The sequence below is a fragment of the Bacillus sp. FJAT-28004 genome, assembly GCF_001280845.1.
Taxonomy (GTDB): domain Bacteria; phylum Bacillota; class Bacilli; order Paenibacillales; family Paenibacillaceae; genus Pristimantibacillus.
Genome location: NZ_LGHP01000001.1, coordinates 904,428 through 919,804 on the forward strand (window position 1 = coordinate 904,428; position 15,377 = coordinate 919,804).

Genomic DNA, 15,377 nt, shown 5'->3' on the forward strand with positions numbered 1-15,377 from the left:
AAAATATGAATTGTATTGCAGAAATACCCTATTATAAAGTGGTGCGAAAAATCATCGGCAATGAGCAATTAACGGTGGTGGATGAAAGGTTCATTAAACTGTATGAGAAGAAAATCACTACTAGATACCATGAGTTCCTTATTCGGGATATATTTGATATTTCATATCGACAGTTGGGCGGCGTGGAAGGCATCCTCTATTTGCATACAAAGAATAGAATATTTTCTTACTCAATCAATACGGATCCAACCGGCTTCATAGAGGCAGTTAAAGGAGTTATTTATTAGAAGCATGAGTAACATTAAGCATCCGGAGCTCATTGGAAAAATAGAATTTTCTTAATCTCAGCCTGAACGGTAACCCGAAAGATAGACACTTTAGAAAAAGTGCCCGTCTTTCGGGTTTTTGTGTTTTAATAAAAAATACTTCAGTGAATGAGGTAAACCTAATTTTTTTAAGTTGCCTTCTATTGTACCGAAAAAACGCAAAAAAGAAGAGGTGTCTCGGCAATAGACACCTCGCATAAATTAGTTTCTGACTTTTATGTGAAGCTGATCCTTGAGCTGCATATCGATGACGGGGTAACGAACGCGCCATTTGTTGTTGCCGATTGAAGTTACCTCGTCGGCTTCAAAGCCGCGCGGTTCAAATCCGTATTCGCGTTCAAATGAAATAAGAACTTGGATGCGTTCATCCGGAAGCAATCGGTGAAGCTCATGTCCTAAATTAATGGACCAAATGCGAAGCTCCTTCGCAGTCAATGGACCGTAATACATGTAGAACAGCGGGTCAATGTCAGCCGTCAGGATGAGCCAGCCATCAGAGTCGCGCTTTACATTCCATTTTGTAAAGGACGCTGTTCCTTCCGTTGTTTGCAGTGAAGAATACTGCTGTGCCATGAGCTTCTGAATATCGGTCAACGGAGCACCGACGAGTGTCCCAAGCAAGTTGGAAGGTGGAAATTTCGCATCCTTAACCTGCGCATCAGTGGTTGCACCTTTCAGAGCTGCCGCATGCATGACCGATACTGCAAAATTCAAATCAGCATTCGTATTGGAAATGCCTGATGTTGTTATGCCGATTAGCTCGCCAAATTCGTTAAAGAGTGCTCCGCCAGAGCTGCCACGGTCGATGGGTGTACTTGTCTGAATATAGCGGACGCCGCCTTCGTTCAATATATTGCTAATTAGACCATCTGAAACGGTATTTTGCAGACCCAGTGGACTTCCGATCGCGACCACCTTGTCGCCTTTGTGCGAATTCAAACCATAGCCGACCTCGACTGCCGGCAAAGTGATCGGCTTCTCCGTTTTAACAATCGCAAGATCGGTTTTTGCATCATAATTAACGACACCTGATATTTTCAGCTCGTCTCCCTTAATGGAAAGAGCCGTTGCCGAGGTGGTATTAGCCATGACGTGGTGATTGGTAAGAATTAATTGATCGCCGATGACAATACCGCTTCCTTGTCCGCGATTCGTCATAATTAGAACAATGCTTTTGTCGTATTTATTTACAATTTCAGTAGATGTAAACTTCGGCATTTTTTTCTGCGCCTCGAGCCATTTCTCGTACTCTGCCTGTTCAGCGGCTTCTAGTGATGTAATGCGGACCGCATTAGCGGCGCTATCCCATTTCACACTCGCACGAAGGGAATCCGCTATGAAGTGAACCGGCACAAAAGTAACGCCGCTGCGCTCGACAGCCGGAGCAGCGAGCTTCAATGTCTTACCATTAACTACCGCTTCTTTATTTCCTACTTTGAGAGAAATAGAGATGTTGCCCTTTCGACCGATAAAAGATTCGGTTTTGCTATCCCACGTAACAGTTGCACCTAGTGCCTTGAATATATCGCGCATCGGAACGAAAGTTACGCCCTTCTCTGCAAACGCAGGTGCAGATAGTGAAAGCTTCTTGCCGTCTACAAATACTTGCAGGTGCTGCGTGTTGACTGCGGCCGCTTTCGTCGTAAGTCCGGCTGCCGACACGGACGCATCGCCCAGCCCAGGTAGCGGAGCAAGAAGTAAGCCTGTAACAAGCAACGAACAAAGCAAAGACTGAATAAGTTTAATTTTCACGAAACAAAATCCTCCTAAATTATTACTTTTTTACATGAAGTGTATTCCACGTTCGTCATACCATCCCATTTTACAAATTATCTATGAAAACGGTTTTCATAGATATGAATCTACATTGCAATGGAAGTTAATAATTGCAACCGGAAATCATATAATGGTACCGTTAATGGTGTTTCTTAGAAAACTGGATAGAGCAGCGATGGACATAATTTTAACGGTACAAGTAATTATGTAAGTCTGAGCTTGCTGCATGGATCAATACGGCAACGGATTTAGGGATGACAGGTAATTACAATATCTTTTCGAGATGATATAACTCTGGTCCAAGCGGAGAAGTGCATCTAAGAAGTAATGGAAACAGCTATCAATTTGGCACAAGGGATGGTGGGATAAGAGCACTTTTGCTTATCTTGTCGTGTATCCTCCTTTCATGCTATATAGACGAATAAGTCTCCTAAAAGGATCTATTTTATATAAATTTTCTTTATGAAATAAAAGTATTTTTAGTAATGGAACAATAGCCAGGACAAATACGTCACCTACATTTGGGTATCTCCCCGTCAACGGTCATAGCTAAGAAAGGATTTTATATGATAATATTAGGAATGAACATCATCAAGTTTATTTAATAATAAAAAAATAAAAAATTCCCTAAGATAGTTATGATGTGAACAATTTTGATAGCGTTTGGTAAAGCCTAGCTATGTCTGGCTCTATAAATCAGATTATTTAGGCCACATTTATCAAAACTTGCATAAAGATCGATTTAACAGAGAAGACATATTAGCACATGAGTGATGTGAGGTATTGATATGGAAAGAAAGTATTGGGTTCCTGCTTTAGAGCGAGCGAACGACGTGCTCATGCTGCTGGCGGGGCAGCCCTCCAAGTTTAAGCTTATGGATTTAAGCAAAGCAACGGGGATCAATAAAAGCACCATGTTCTCCCTTTTACAAACCATGGAGGCTCTGAATTGGGTTATTAAAGAAAAAGGGGATACGTATGCGTTGGGCTCTGTATTTGGAGTTCTTGGCAATGCTTATTTTGCGGGAATGAATTTGGTGAAGCTATTTGAAGAGAAAGCAGTGCTTTCCGTAGAGAGACTGGGCGAGACGATCCAGATAGCCAGATTGGAAAAGGGCGAGCTCGTCTACTTGGCAAAAAAAGAGGCAGCTACTCATGTCCGATTGATTTCTGAGCCTGGCATGCGCTTGCCGGCGTACGCTACTGCAATGGGGAAGGTGCTGCTCTCCGCATTGGAGGATGAACACATTGCGGAATTGTATCAAGAGGGCAGTTACCAAGCTTTTACGCCTAACACTGTGCAGACCGGCAAGGAGCTGCTCCTACAGATACAGGCTGTGAGAGTCAGGGGTTATGCAGTTGACCTAGAGGAAGTAGCGATTGGTTTCTGTTGTGTGGCGGCGCCTATTCTTGATCGAAACGGCAGTATGATTGCGGCAGTCAGCTGCTCGATGTCTGTTCATCATTGGCCTAGTAAACAGGAACGAGCCGTACAAGAGATTAAGCAGTTAGCACAAGCATTATCTGCAGTTATTTAGAGTGAACATCCTTTTACCTGTTAAGGTAGTAGGATGTTTTTTTGCGTTGACGCTTATTTAAGCAAATGCTAAAATCAAACATATAGTTATAATATAAAACTAAGTTTATTATAATAAACTTAAAAGGGGTTAATTGCAGGTGAGATTACTAAATAAAGTAACATTGATTACAGGTTCCGGTTCAGGAATCGGTAAGAGTGCTGCACATCTTTTTGGCCGAGAGGGAGCCTTTGTGGTTGTCAATGATATAGATACCGCTAAGGGAGAAGAAACAGTCGCAGAGATACAAGCTAATGGTGGTAAGGCTATATTCCTGCATGCGGATGTGACAGACCCAGCCTCTGTGCAAAATATGGTGGAGAGCGCTGTAAGACAGTGTGGGCGAATCGATGTGCTGTTTAATAATGCAGGTATTAGCGGAATAGGCGCTTTGCATGAAGTGGAGCCTGATCAGTGGGACCGCGTCATCCAAGTGAATATTCGTGGTGTGTATCTCCCTTCCAAATATGTCGTCCCTCTGATGATAGAGCAGGGCGGAGGTTCTATTATCAATATGTCATCCTGCATCGCTGAGATGGGGCTTGCTAAGCGTGCCTCCTATGCGGCTAGCAAAGGCGCTATTCTCGCTTTAACCAAGTCGATGCAAGTAGACTATGCACCCTACCAGATTCGAGTGAACGCACTGCTTCCGGGAACGATCTTAACCCCTTTTGTCGAAAACTATTTGAAAACTTCGTATGATGACCCTGAAGCAGCTATTGCCTCACTAAAAGGAAGACAGCTTAGCAACGATCTTGGCAAGCCGGAGGATGTTGCACAAGCTGCCCTGTTTCTTGCATCCGATGAGTCAAGGTTCATGATGGGTTCGCCGCTTTATATTGATGGCGGTGTTGTTTTCGGCAAGAACGCTTAATTAATGCGCTCTATATTCAATTACCAGAGAGGATGTTACCTTTTATGAAATTCGTAACTATTGATCATTCAGGTGTTTATAGGCTAGGTGTTAAGCTAGAGAAATATGTCCTTGATATAACGGAAGCTTTGAAGGTGTTTCCTGAAGAGGGACTGCCGGTTGATATCATGACAATTATCGGGAATGCAGATTTGTATGTCCCTTTATTTGAAAGTTATGTTGTGAGAGTAATGGAAGGCGCAGTGGATGCGCAACCGTATCTCTTTGAGGAATCGCAGATCCGTTATGGACCTTGTGTTACGCATCCTGCAAAAATCATTTGCGTAGGATTAAACTACCGCAAGCATGCCGAAGAGACGAATGCCCCGATTCCGGAGTATCCGATTCTTTTTAATAAGTTCAGCAATACGCTTACAGGGCATCTGACTGACATCCCTCTACCTAATCGGGTCACTAATCAGGTAGATTATGAAGCTGAGCTCGTTATCGTCATCGGGAAACAGGCTAAATATGTGCCCAAAGAGCAGGCGCTGGAGCATGTGTTTGGTTATTGCAATGTGAATGATTTATCTGCGAGAGATTTGCAAATGCGCACGCAGCAATGGCTGTTAGGGAAGTCTTGCGACAAGTTTAGTCCTCTAGGGCCGTATTTGGTTACCTCGGATGAAGTGGGAGATCCTAATGGGCTAGATATTAAGTGCACGGTGAACGGAGAGACAAGGCAGCATTCTAATACGTCGGATATGATTTTTCACTGCGATGAAATCGTGAGTTACATCTCTCAGCATATGACGCTGCATCCCGGCGATATTATTTTGACGGGAACACCGGAAGGCGTAGTACTTGGTCAGCCAGAGGATCAGCGTATCTATTTAAAGCATGGCGATGTGGTCACGATAGAAATTGAAAAATTAGGCGCTTTGACGAATCGTATGGTTAATGAACAAGTGTAGCGTCTGTAGCTCGGATAATGACATGTCCAAGGGAGGAAAGTGAATGGTTAAGAAACCAAATCTCAAGTTCATAGTCATTACAGATACACATGTTGAAGCTTCTTTAGAGGGGACATATTCCCAGAATTTTGATCAGGCTTTAAAAGATATAGTGGCAACTTTTCCTGATAGTCACGGGATCATGCATATCGGTGATATTACGGAAAATGGAAAACAAGCGGAATATGAAACTATGGCATGTATTTGGAAGGACAACATGGAGGGTTTGCCGCCCCTGTATTTTACTTACGGCAACCATGATGTGCGTTGGAAAGACTTTGATAAGCAAATTTCTTTATTCATAGCAAACACAGGGATAGATAAGAAGTATTATGATTTTTGGATGAAGGGGTATCATTTTATATTCCTTGGAACAGAGATAGGGTTGAAAGACTCCTCTTATTTATCAGAGTCCCAGCTTGAGTGGTTGGATCATAAGTTGTCCGAGCATGAATCGGCGGAGAAACCGAAGTTTATTTTTGTTCATGAACCTTTAAAGGATACAGTCGCAGGATCGCAAAACGAGTTCGGCTGGCATGGTATCAGGCAGGACAAAGAATTGAAGATGATTCTCGCCAAACACCCTCAATCCATCGTATTTACCGGTCATACCCACTGGGAACTGGGTGCGAGGGATACGATGTACAACGCCAAGTATGCAACCATGTTTAATGCAGCTTCCGTAGCGTATTTATGGACAGATAACAATGTGTTGAAGGATGGTTCTCAGGGATATTACGTAGAAGTGTGGGATGATAAAGTAGTGGTAAAAGGAAGGAATTTTGCCTCGAAATCATGGGTTGCTGATGCTCAATACACAGTAAAGCTTCCTGTGACAATTCCTGTGGTGGACCCTTCCGTAGATCCCGATCTTACACTCAGTAAACCGATAATGAACATGAACAAAGCTGTGTATCATCCATACGAACAAATTGAGGTCACATATGTAGGTTCGCTGAGAGAAGATGCATTCGGCATTTACATAAGAGGTGCAAGGCCGAGTGAGACTGATCCCATTAATCCAATTGCCTGTATTAAGACAAATACGGTTAGCCAGCCAAATGGGAAGGTGCTTTTCAGTGATCTGACTCTTCCTGTTGGAAGCTACGATATGATTTATTTGGGGGAAACGTTGAACACGGAGATGGCTCGTATGCCTTTTGATGTAACAACAGCCGGTAATGAGTCATGAGACTCTTTACCGGCTATTGCCATTTCAGCGACTTACACGATTTCTTGTACGTCTATATTTTCTGGAATAAATATGGACACTGCCGTGCTCTTGTGTAAATTACTTGTAATGAATACCCTGTATTCATCGCCAAATATTAATTTGATACGAACTTTATCGAGAAGTATCAGGGCGACAAATAAGCCCGGTCTGTCACATTTTAGTCAACGACACGTTAAACTAGAGGCCTCGCATCCGTTCATCGAACGGATGCAAAGCCTCTTTTTGTTTGCAAAAATTGGTATAGGTTTTTTCAACCTGGCGGAGTGAATAACCTGTTTTTCTAACCTTTCATTAAGGTTCGTAGTGTAAAATAGGCCTAACCCATGTCAAGAATACTAACAAAGGGGCGGGTGAATTGCGAATTTTAGTGGTGGAAGACGACCGCCCGCTGCTTGATGCGGTGGTGACGGTGCTGAAAGAAGAAGCATACCAAGTCGATGAGGCGCAAAATGGCTTGGATGGCTTATATTTGGCGCAGCAGGGAATTCAAGATTTAATTGTGCTGGATATTATGCTTCCCGGCATGGACGGGCTCTCTGTTCTCCATAGCCTGAGATTGCAAGGGATTACGACGCCTATCCTGCTGCTGACAGCGAGAGACAGCGTGGAGGATCGGGTGAAGGGGCTTGATGCCGGGGCTGACGATTATATCGTCAAGCCATTTGCCATACGGGAGCTGCTGGCGCGGATTCGGGTTTTATTCCGGAGGCAGTCAGGGGGAGCGCCGGACGGAGAGCTGAAATACGGCCAACTCACCGTGAAATGCCAGACGATGGAAGGGTATGCGAACGGTGAGTCGCTTAAGCTTACGGTGAAGGAGTTTGAGCTCTTGGAGTATCTGCTTCTTAACCGGGAACAAATTTTGACGAAGGAGCAGTTGCTGGACCGGGTGTGGGGGATCGATACCGGTGCGGGACTCGGCGTCATTGACGTCTATGTGCATTATTTGCGCAAGAAGCTGGCCCCATCCGGCTGCGACCGCTACATTCATACCATCCGTGGAGTCGGTTATTTAATGAAGGAGACAATATGATGTTTAACCGAATCCGCATTCAACTTACAATCCGTAATGCTGCTGTGTTATCCTTCATTTTGATCGCACTCAATATGTCCATTTTTTTGATCACAAGACAAATGCTGCTTGACCAAATTGACCGTTCATTAACGGATACACAAGATCAGACGATGATGACTACTACCGTGCCAAGTCAGATAAATGCGACTTCGACTTCGGATGCTACTGAAGTGAAATCTGTTCTGTTTCAGGCGGGTCGGATGGATCGACCGATCATCCAGTTGTATTGGACGGGAGATGAGCAGCTAATTCCGCTGCCAGGCGAAGGCCAATTTGATGCGGAGCAGTTGAAGCTGCTTACTCCCAGCAAGCTCGGGAAGAAGCTGCAATCGGTAAAGATAGGCGATCAGACTTTCCGGGTATTAAATGTGGATAAGCCAAAGCTTACGGGGATGTTGAACGTTTCGTCTACTGACGGAACCGGCAGCGGTTCGTACATCGTCGCGAAGCAGCAATTGCTCAGAAATATTTCCGCTGAAGTCGGAATTTTACGCCGCTTAGCCTACATCATGTTGTGTGGAGGTATTGTGGGACTTGTGATCGCCGTCGCTGCCGGCTATTATTTGGCTAACCGCGCGCTTATACCGATTCGGATCTCGATGGACAAGCAGGAGCAATTCGTAGCGGACGCTTCCCACGAACTGCGTACGCCGCTGTCGGTCATTCAAGCGCACACCGAGCTAATGTTGCGTCATCCCAAGCATACAATTGAGCAGGATAGCAAGCATATATCGACCGTTTTGCAGGAAGCGAGGCAAATGAGCAAGTTAGTCAGCAGCCTGCTGATGCTGGCGCGGTCGGACTCGAACCAACTGGAGCTTGACATCAATCCGGTCCAGTTCGACCGAATTGTTCAGGACTGCGTAAGCAAGATGCAGATGCTGGCGGAGATTAAGGACATTATTTTGCACACCGAAATTAATTCGTCTATTCCGATGAATGCGGATGAGGAGCGCCTTCACCAACTGCTTGTGATTGTACTGGACAATGCGATCAAATATACGCAGGAGGGCGGCTTAGTCCGTGTCAAATGCCGCAATCTGGCTCATTCTGTCCAACTCGTGGTAGAGGATACTGGAATCGGAATCGAACCGGAAAATTTGCCTCATGTGTTTGACCGCTTTTATCGGGGAGATAAAACCCGCACCCGCCAAGAAGGAGGCACAGGCCTTGGACTGGCTATTGCAAAGTGGATCGTAGAGCATCATGGAGGCAAAATACGGGTGGAGAGCATACGATCCACGGGAACCAAAGTATTCATCAGCCTGCCAAAATAACAAGATTAAAGTCCAAAGGGAGCAGCCTTTGGGCTTTTTTTTATTTTCTTTTCAGCGTCGCTTTAGCTTCCTTTAAGCTTCTCTAACCGCTTTCTAAGAATCCGGCGTCATACTAGGCAATGAAGCTATTAACAATTGAAGGGTGATGGAAAGATGAGAAAACGGGAAAAGAAAACGGGGCTATTGATTTTGACGCTGTCATTAATGGTTGCTTTGACGGCCTGCACGTCGCAGGGAGGCAGCAAGGATAAACCAGAAGTACCCAAAATGAATAAGGAAGAAGCCGGATCGCTCAAAATTGCTTATTTTAACGAACAAGCCTTTTATACGCAGTATGGCAACGCTTTTCAGGCGATGTTTCCGAAAGTTGATTTGGAAGTCGTCTCGACAGAATCGGTGTTTCGCGCGGAGGACCCGTTAGCTGAGATGCAGCGGATTGTGAAGGAGCAGCAGCCGGATGTGATGTTCTTGTGGGAAGATCAGTATGCCGAACTGGCTAAGGATGGCGCGCTGCTTGATCTGGATGCGGTTGTGAAGCAGGATGAGTTCGACCTAGACAACTTCCAGCCCTCTGTCATCGATCTGCTAAAGGCGCGGGGAGGCGGCAAGCTGTATGGGTTAAGCCCGAATTTCTCCAGCAAGGCACTTTACTACAATAAGGATATGTTCGACAAACATAGCATTTCATATCCGACCGATGGGATGAGCTGGGAGGAAATGATGCAGCTCGCGTCCCGTTTTCCAGTAAAGAAAGATGGCGACGATGCTTTGAACGGCCTGCTCCAGTCATCCGAGACGCTCGATCCGTTTGCGCTCATCCGCACGATCGGCGAAGCGAAAGGGCTGCTTTATGCCGATGCGGATACGAAGACCGTATCGCTTGAGACGCCGGAGTGGAAGTCGATTTTTGAATCCGTGATCAACGGGTATAAATCGGGCAGCATTTCTATGCCTTCTGAGGGCGGCGGAGGAGGAGGAGCAGCCTCTACGGGTGGGATGGGAGGAAAGGTGATTCATCTCAGCCCAGATTCAATGAGGTTTATGACCGGTCAAGCAGCAATGACGATCGATGGTCCAATGTTGATGGGTACGTTGGGCATGGGCGCGAACATGGGGTCGGGGGGCGGTCTATCTTCTAGCTCTTCTAGCTCTTCAAGCTCTTCTTCGAGCTCTTCTACGAGCAATCCCGGCGGCAATTTCCAACCGCTTGGTAATGTCAACTGGGATGTCGTGACTGTGCCGGTTGACCCGTCCCAGCCTGATGTAAGCGGGGGCACGAGCCTGGATAGCGTCTTCTCCATCAACGCATCGACTGATAACCTGGCTGCCGCATGGGAGTTTTTGAAATACGCGAATGGCGAACAATTAGCCAAGACGAATTCACTGTCATCGCCTTCTCTATCGGCGCGGACCGCTTTTAAGAAAGAAGTGGACGGTAAAAACGTAGATGCCTTTTATAAACTTGGCGTGAATCAGCAAAGCTTGATGCAGGATTTGCCGAAGGGCTTCGACGATTCTCTCTCGAAGCTGGCTTCGGAGCAGATCAAGAAGGTTGTGGAAGGAAGTCAATCGGTGGATGATGCGCTGAAAACGATCCAGTCGCAAGGGCAAGATTTGCTGACGCAATCTATTCTTGATGCGGATACGAAGTAATGGCCGACTTAAATCTTGACTTGCTGAAGCGGCAGGCGGATGCGCCTTCGCCTGTTGCAGCCGATAGGGAGAACAGCGAGCCGCTTCTGAACGTACGGGGCGTCCGCAAAAGCTTCGTATCCGGCAGCCGAAGCATCGAGGTGTTGAAAGGAATTGAGATGTCGATCGGAGAGGGCCGGCTTACCATGCTTCGGGGCCGATCGGGATCAGGGAAGACGACGCTGCTTAATTTGCTGGGAGGGCTCGACCGGCCGACGGTAGGCGAGGTGAATTTCCGCGGCCGCCCGCTTCACGCATGGCCCGACAAGCGGTTGACCGTCATAAGGCGGCGGGAGATCGGATTTATTTTCCAATCATTTGCGCTGCTGCCGATGCTTTCTGCATGGGAGAATGTCGAGCTGTCTCTGCGCATGGCGGGCATTCCAAAGGCGGAATGGAAAATGCGGGTCGACCACTGCCTTGATCTCGTCGGTCTAACGAAACGGGCGTCTCATCGCCCGTTCGAGCTGTCCGGCGGAGAGCAGCAGCGGGTGGCTATCGCCAAAGCGATTGCCCACAAGCCCCATCTTCTGCTCGCGGACGAGCCGACAGCCGAGCTGGACTCGCAAATGGCAGCACGCATTATCAAGGTATTCCGGGATATTATCGAAGTGGAGAACATCGCGATCTGTATGACTACACATGATTCCACTTTATGGGAGGTGGCCGACGTTGTATACCAAATGGTTGACGGCCAAATCGTGCCGCAATAAAGCAAAAAGTTGTGCGGCTCAACTGCTGCTCGCGGCGATGTCCGTGTCGCTCCTTGCAGGCTGTTCGCTGCTTCCACAGGAGGAAGAGCAGGAGAAGCTGCCAGCTATTAAGGTTCCAAAAATTTCGCAGAAGCCAGAGTATCCGGTTAAACGCAGCACTTTAGAATTGAAGGTGAGCGGTTCCGGGAAGCTGATGTCAAAGCGGGAGGAAAATCTGCTTTTTACCGAGGAAAATCTGCGCGTTTCAGAAGTATACGTGAAAGCCGGCGATCAGGTGAAAAAAGGACAAGTGCTGGCTGTGTTGAATATGGGCGATACAAAAAGCCAAATCCGCAGAAAAGAGATCGATGTGGAGAAAGCTGAGCTCGATCTGAAGGCAATGATGCGCAATGAAGAAGCTGATGAGGTATTGCTCAAAAAGCTGCAGCTCGACTACGAGCTGCTGCGGGAGGAGCTGGGCGACTTGCGCAGCAAGCTGGTAGGATCGAAGCTGACCGCCCCATACGCTGGAACGATCGTTAATTTTACGGCAGAGAAAGGCGATATGACGAAGGCGTACGAGAAAGTTGGCCAGATCGCGGATATGAATTCGCTTGTTGTCGCCGTCCAATTCAGTTCGGAGGATCTGAAAAGCATTGCGCCGAGCATGGAGGCATTAGTCAGCATAAATACGGCCGGTGATCATAAAGGTTCGGTGAGGAGGCTTCCGGTTCAGAGCGGGGATCAGAATAAGGATCAGAATTCGCTTGATTCGTTCACGCTGATTGATCTGCCGAAGCTGCCTAAGGGCGTTGCCCATGGCACGCCGCTGTCCGCTTCCGTTATTATGGAGCGCCGCAAGGATGCGCTGACCATTCCGCTCGCGGCGCTAAGGACGCAAAACAGCCGCAATTATGTGCTTGTGGCGAATGCGGACGGCAGCAAAGGCGAGGTGGATGTGGAAATCGGCATCAAAACCTCATCGGAAGTGGAGATTATCAAAGGGCTTCAGGAGAACCAGAAGGTTGTGGGGAAATAATGCGAATGATGATTTATCTCCTCCTGAAAATGTGGCAAAATCGCTGGTTCACGCTAAGCACGCTGGTCGGTTTGACGGTAGCGGCGGCGTTTGCCATGAGCATTCCGATGTATGCGGACGGCACACTGAAGCGGGTTGTCGTCAAATCGCTCCAGGAAAAGACAAAAGGCTTGCCTGCGGGTTCGCTCTACATGAAATATCAGTCGGATGGCAATGGCGGGACCGATTTGGCGGGGCTTGCCGAAGCGGAACGATGGATTAGCGATGAGCTTTCCGGAAGGATAGGCTTTCCCGAGCAAGGATCCTCAAGCCGATTCAGCCTGCCAATGTCTACTGTGCGATCCGCCAATACCAAAGCTGGAGGCACGAACCGATTGGTCCGCATGGAGCTTGCGTCGCAGAGCGGGATTCCCGAGCTGACCGAGCTCGTGGAGGGAAAGCTGCCTCGCGACGGTATGCAAGGCGGCGTCATTGAAGCGATCGTGCTGAACGAGACGCTTAGCCGTTACGGCTGGAAGATCGGCGATTCCTTCTATTATGATGCGAAAAATAGCGGCGGCAGTACCAAGCGGCTGAGCGTGCGGATTGTAGGAGCCTACAAGCTGCAAGACGAGACGGATTTGCGCTGGGCCATTGACGGGAAAGAAAAACTGGCCGATTCGCTAATCGTTAACCATAAAACAATGATCGATACCTTGCTTGCAGAAAACAAGTTTAATCTAGATTCTGCCGGCTGGTTCTATGCGTTCGACCTGCAGGATATTCGGATTAGCGATCTGTCGCCTTTGATATCCGAGCTGCAGCGGCTGGAGATCAATCTGCACCAAATGCTGGAGAACACGAAGGTTAATTTGAATTTTATTGACATGCTGTACGATTTCCAGCGGCAGAGCCTGATGCTGCAGGCGATGCTGTTCGCGCTTGCAGCGCCGGTGCTGGCGATGGTGATGTATTTTATAACGCTAAACGCGCAGCAATCTCTCGCCCGGCAGCGAAGCGACATTGCCGTGCTGCAAAGCCGCGGCACGAGTCCAAAGCAGATAACGATGCTGTATGCAATCGAAGCGATACTGCTCGGCTGCGCCGCATTGCTGATTGGCCTTTTTCTCGCCTGGCTGATGGCCAAAACGATCGGCTCCTCCAGCGGCTTCCTTTCGTTCGTCGGCCGCAAGTCGATTCCTGTCGGATGGAATAGGGATTCCTGGCTGTTTGGCATCGGGGCAACCGCGCTGGCTGTCTTCGCTACCGTTGCCCCGATTCGGGCGTACGCAGGCGATTCCATCATACAGCATACGCAGCAGCGGGCTAGAGCCGACAGACCGCCGTTTTGGCAGCGGCTGTATCTGGACGTTGCATTATGCGGTTTGGCGGCGGCAGGCTGGTACTTGCTGCATACCGGTCAAATCGCTTCCGTTAGCGAGAGCGGCGGCGCTGCAGAAATACAGCCCGTGATCTTCGTCATTCCGGCACTGCTTATTTTTGCAGCGGGGCTTCTCAGCTTGCGATTCTGGCCGCTGCTGCTCCGTTTGTGGAACAGGGTCATGAAGAACAGCATGCCGGTTCCGGTTTATCTTACGCTTACTCAGATGTCTAGGTCGGCTGTCTCCTATTATCCGCTGATGATCCTGCTTATCCTCACGATTGGGCTTGGCGTTTACAATGCCTCGGCCGCCCGGACGATTGACGTAAACGTGTCGGACCGCACGCACTACCAATATGGAAGCGATGTTGTGCTCAATGCGGCATGGGAAGGCGTTCAGGATGAGGAAGATCCAGATAAAATTTATTATACCGAGCCGTCCTTCGAGGCATTCAGCAAGCTGGATGGCGTGGAGGGGGCCGCTCGGGTCATGAAAGCAACCGGTAAATTCGAGATTAGCGGCAAGGCGGCTGGCACGGGGAAGCTTGTCGGCATCGACAACGATGATTTTGCCAAGGCGGCATGGTTCCGCGAGGATTTATTTCCCGTTCATCCCTACCTATATCTCGATGCGCTAGGAACGGCGGAGCAAGCCGCGCTGGTATCGGATGCTTTTGCAGCGAAACATGGATTAAAGGAAGGCGACCCGCTGCGCATGATCGTTGGATACGATAATGTGCCTGTTGATTTTGTTATTGTCGGCATCGTCAGTTATTGGCCGAGCCTGTATTCGGAGGAGGCGCATTTCCTCATAGCGAACCTCGACTATATTTATCAGCAGGTCGAAAAAACTCCTTATGATGTATGGCTGAAGCTGGAGGAAGACGCCAAGCTTGTGCCGATACTTGAGACGCTGGCGGATCGCGGCTTCTCGGTCGCCAAGGTGGAGGATGTGCGAGGCGAGCTCAGAGAGCGCCGGAACCATCCGGCTCAAGGCGGCGTGTTCGGAATTCTTAGCCTGGGCTTTCTCATTTCGCTGCTTGTCTCTCTGCTCGGCTATTTGATTTTCTGGTTTTTCACCTTGGCGCGCCGGGTGGTCCAGTTAGGTATATTGAGGGCGATGGGGCTATCCCGCGGGCAGGTGACGGGCATGCTGCTGCTTGAGCAGCTGCTGACTATCGGCTTGTCGGTAGCGGTCGGAATCGGACTTGGCACGCTGGCCAGCCGTCTTTTCCTACCGTTTTTGCAAAGCGGAAGCGAGCTTGGATCGCGTCAGGTTCCGCCTTTCCGGATTGTGTTCGAAGCGGCGGATACGTTCAAGCTGTATATCGCCACCGGCATCATGCTGGCGGCTGGCGTGAGCATGCTTATTTTGCAAATGCGGCGTTTGCGCATCACGCAGGCCGTTAAGCTGGGCGAAGAACGATAGCCTGATGCAAATGATTCTCCAACTTAACTTATTC

At 48.2% G+C, this 15,377-nt stretch carries 12 protein-coding genes; 11 read left to right on the plus strand and 1 reads right to left on the minus strand.

Annotated elements, in window-relative coordinates:
• Positions 1-5: 5 nt before the first annotated feature.
• Positions 6-287, plus strand: coding sequence for a hypothetical protein (locus AC787_RS03790; RefSeq protein ID WP_054023573.1), 282 nt, complete (start codon positions 6-8; stop codon positions 285-287).
• Positions 288-527: 240 nt separating this feature from the next.
• Here the strand turns inward: AC787_RS03790 and AC787_RS03795 are convergent, their stop codons facing one another.
• Complete coding sequence (locus AC787_RS03795) at positions 528-2,078, minus strand: stalk domain-containing protein (RefSeq protein ID WP_054023574.1); 1,551 nt, start codon at positions 2,076-2,078, stop codon at positions 528-530.
• Between the two features lie 812 nt (positions 2,079-2,890).
• On the opposite strand from AC787_RS03795, the gene AC787_RS03800 reads away from it, so the two are divergent.
• From AC787_RS03800 to AC787_RS03845, 10 genes are all read left to right on the plus strand, one after another.
• Positions 2,891-3,640, plus strand: coding sequence for an IclR family transcriptional regulator (locus AC787_RS03800; protein WP_054023575.1), 750 nt, complete (start codon positions 2,891-2,893; stop codon positions 3,638-3,640).
• 139 nt (positions 3,641-3,779) lie between these two features.
• The gene (locus AC787_RS03805; protein ID WP_054023576.1) at positions 3,780-4,553 is read left to right on the plus strand and encodes an SDR family NAD(P)-dependent oxidoreductase; all 774 of its coding nucleotides are present in this window, start codon (positions 3,780-3,782) and stop codon (positions 4,551-4,553) included.
• Between the two features lie 44 nt (positions 4,554-4,597).
• A complete protein-coding gene (locus tag AC787_RS03810; RefSeq protein WP_054023577.1) occupies positions 4,598-5,506 on the plus strand; it encodes a fumarylacetoacetate hydrolase family protein in 909 nt (302 codons plus the stop codon).
• Positions 5,507-5,549: 43 nt separating this feature from the next.
• Complete coding sequence (locus tag AC787_RS03815; RefSeq protein WP_063847482.1) at positions 5,550-6,737, plus strand: metallophosphoesterase family protein; 1,188 nt, start codon at positions 5,550-5,552, stop codon at positions 6,735-6,737.
• A gap of 397 nt (positions 6,738-7,134) precedes the next feature.
• Entirely contained in the window at positions 7,135-7,812 is a 678-nt protein-coding gene (locus AC787_RS03820; RefSeq protein WP_054023578.1) for a response regulator transcription factor, read from the plus strand.
• Complete coding sequence (locus tag AC787_RS03825) at positions 7,809-9,131, plus strand: sensor histidine kinase (RefSeq protein WP_082360615.1); 1,323 nt, start codon at positions 7,809-7,811, stop codon at positions 9,129-9,131. Before AC787_RS03820 ends, AC787_RS03825 begins: the two co-directional genes overlap by 4 nt.
• Before the next feature lie 153 nt (positions 9,132-9,284).
• The gene (locus AC787_RS03830) at positions 9,285-10,784 is read left to right on the plus strand and encodes an ABC transporter substrate-binding protein (protein WP_054023580.1); all 1,500 of its coding nucleotides are present in this window, start codon (positions 9,285-9,287) and stop codon (positions 10,782-10,784) included.
• Positions 10,784-11,536, plus strand: a complete 753-nt coding sequence (locus AC787_RS03835; RefSeq protein WP_082360616.1) for an ABC transporter ATP-binding protein — start codon at positions 10,784-10,786, stop codon at positions 11,534-11,536. Before AC787_RS03830 ends, AC787_RS03835 begins: the two co-directional genes overlap by 1 nt.
• Entirely contained in the window at positions 11,496-12,554 is a 1,059-nt protein-coding gene (locus AC787_RS03840; RefSeq protein ID WP_054023581.1) for an efflux RND transporter periplasmic adaptor subunit, read from the plus strand. The genes AC787_RS03835 and AC787_RS03840 overlap by 41 nt, the downstream gene beginning before the upstream one ends.
• Before the next feature lie 5 nt (positions 12,555-12,559).
• Entirely contained in the window at positions 12,560-15,343 is a 2,784-nt protein-coding gene (locus AC787_RS03845; RefSeq protein WP_321166096.1) for an FtsX-like permease family protein, read from the plus strand.
• The last annotated feature ends 34 nt before the right edge of the window (positions 15,344-15,377 follow it).

Coding starts and splice junctions, on each gene's coding strand:
- AC787_RS03790 (WP_054023573.1), top strand. CDS start 6: ATGAATTGTATTGCAGAAATACCCTATTATAAAGTGGTGCGAAAAATC.
- AC787_RS03800 (WP_054023575.1), top strand. CDS start 2,891: ATGGAAAGAAAGTATTGGGTTCCTGCTTTAGAGCGAGCGAACGACGTG.
- AC787_RS03810 (WP_054023577.1), top strand. CDS start 4,598: ATGAAATTCGTAACTATTGATCATTCAGGTGTTTATAGGCTAGGTGTT.
- AC787_RS03815 (WP_063847482.1), top strand. CDS start 5,550: ATGGTTAAGAAACCAAATCTCAAGTTCATAGTCATTACAGATACACAT.
- AC787_RS03825 (WP_082360615.1), top strand. CDS start 7,809: ATGATGTTTAACCGAATCCGCATTCAACTTACAATCCGTAATGCTGCT.
- AC787_RS03830 (WP_054023580.1), top strand. CDS start 9,285: ATGAGAAAACGGGAAAAGAAAACGGGGCTATTGATTTTGACGCTGTCA.
- AC787_RS03835 (WP_082360616.1), top strand. CDS start 10,784: ATGGCCGACTTAAATCTTGACTTGCTGAAGCGGCAGGCGGATGCGCCT.
- AC787_RS03845 (WP_321166096.1), top strand. CDS start 12,560: ATGATGATTTATCTCCTCCTGAAAATGTGGCAAAATCGCTGGTTCACG.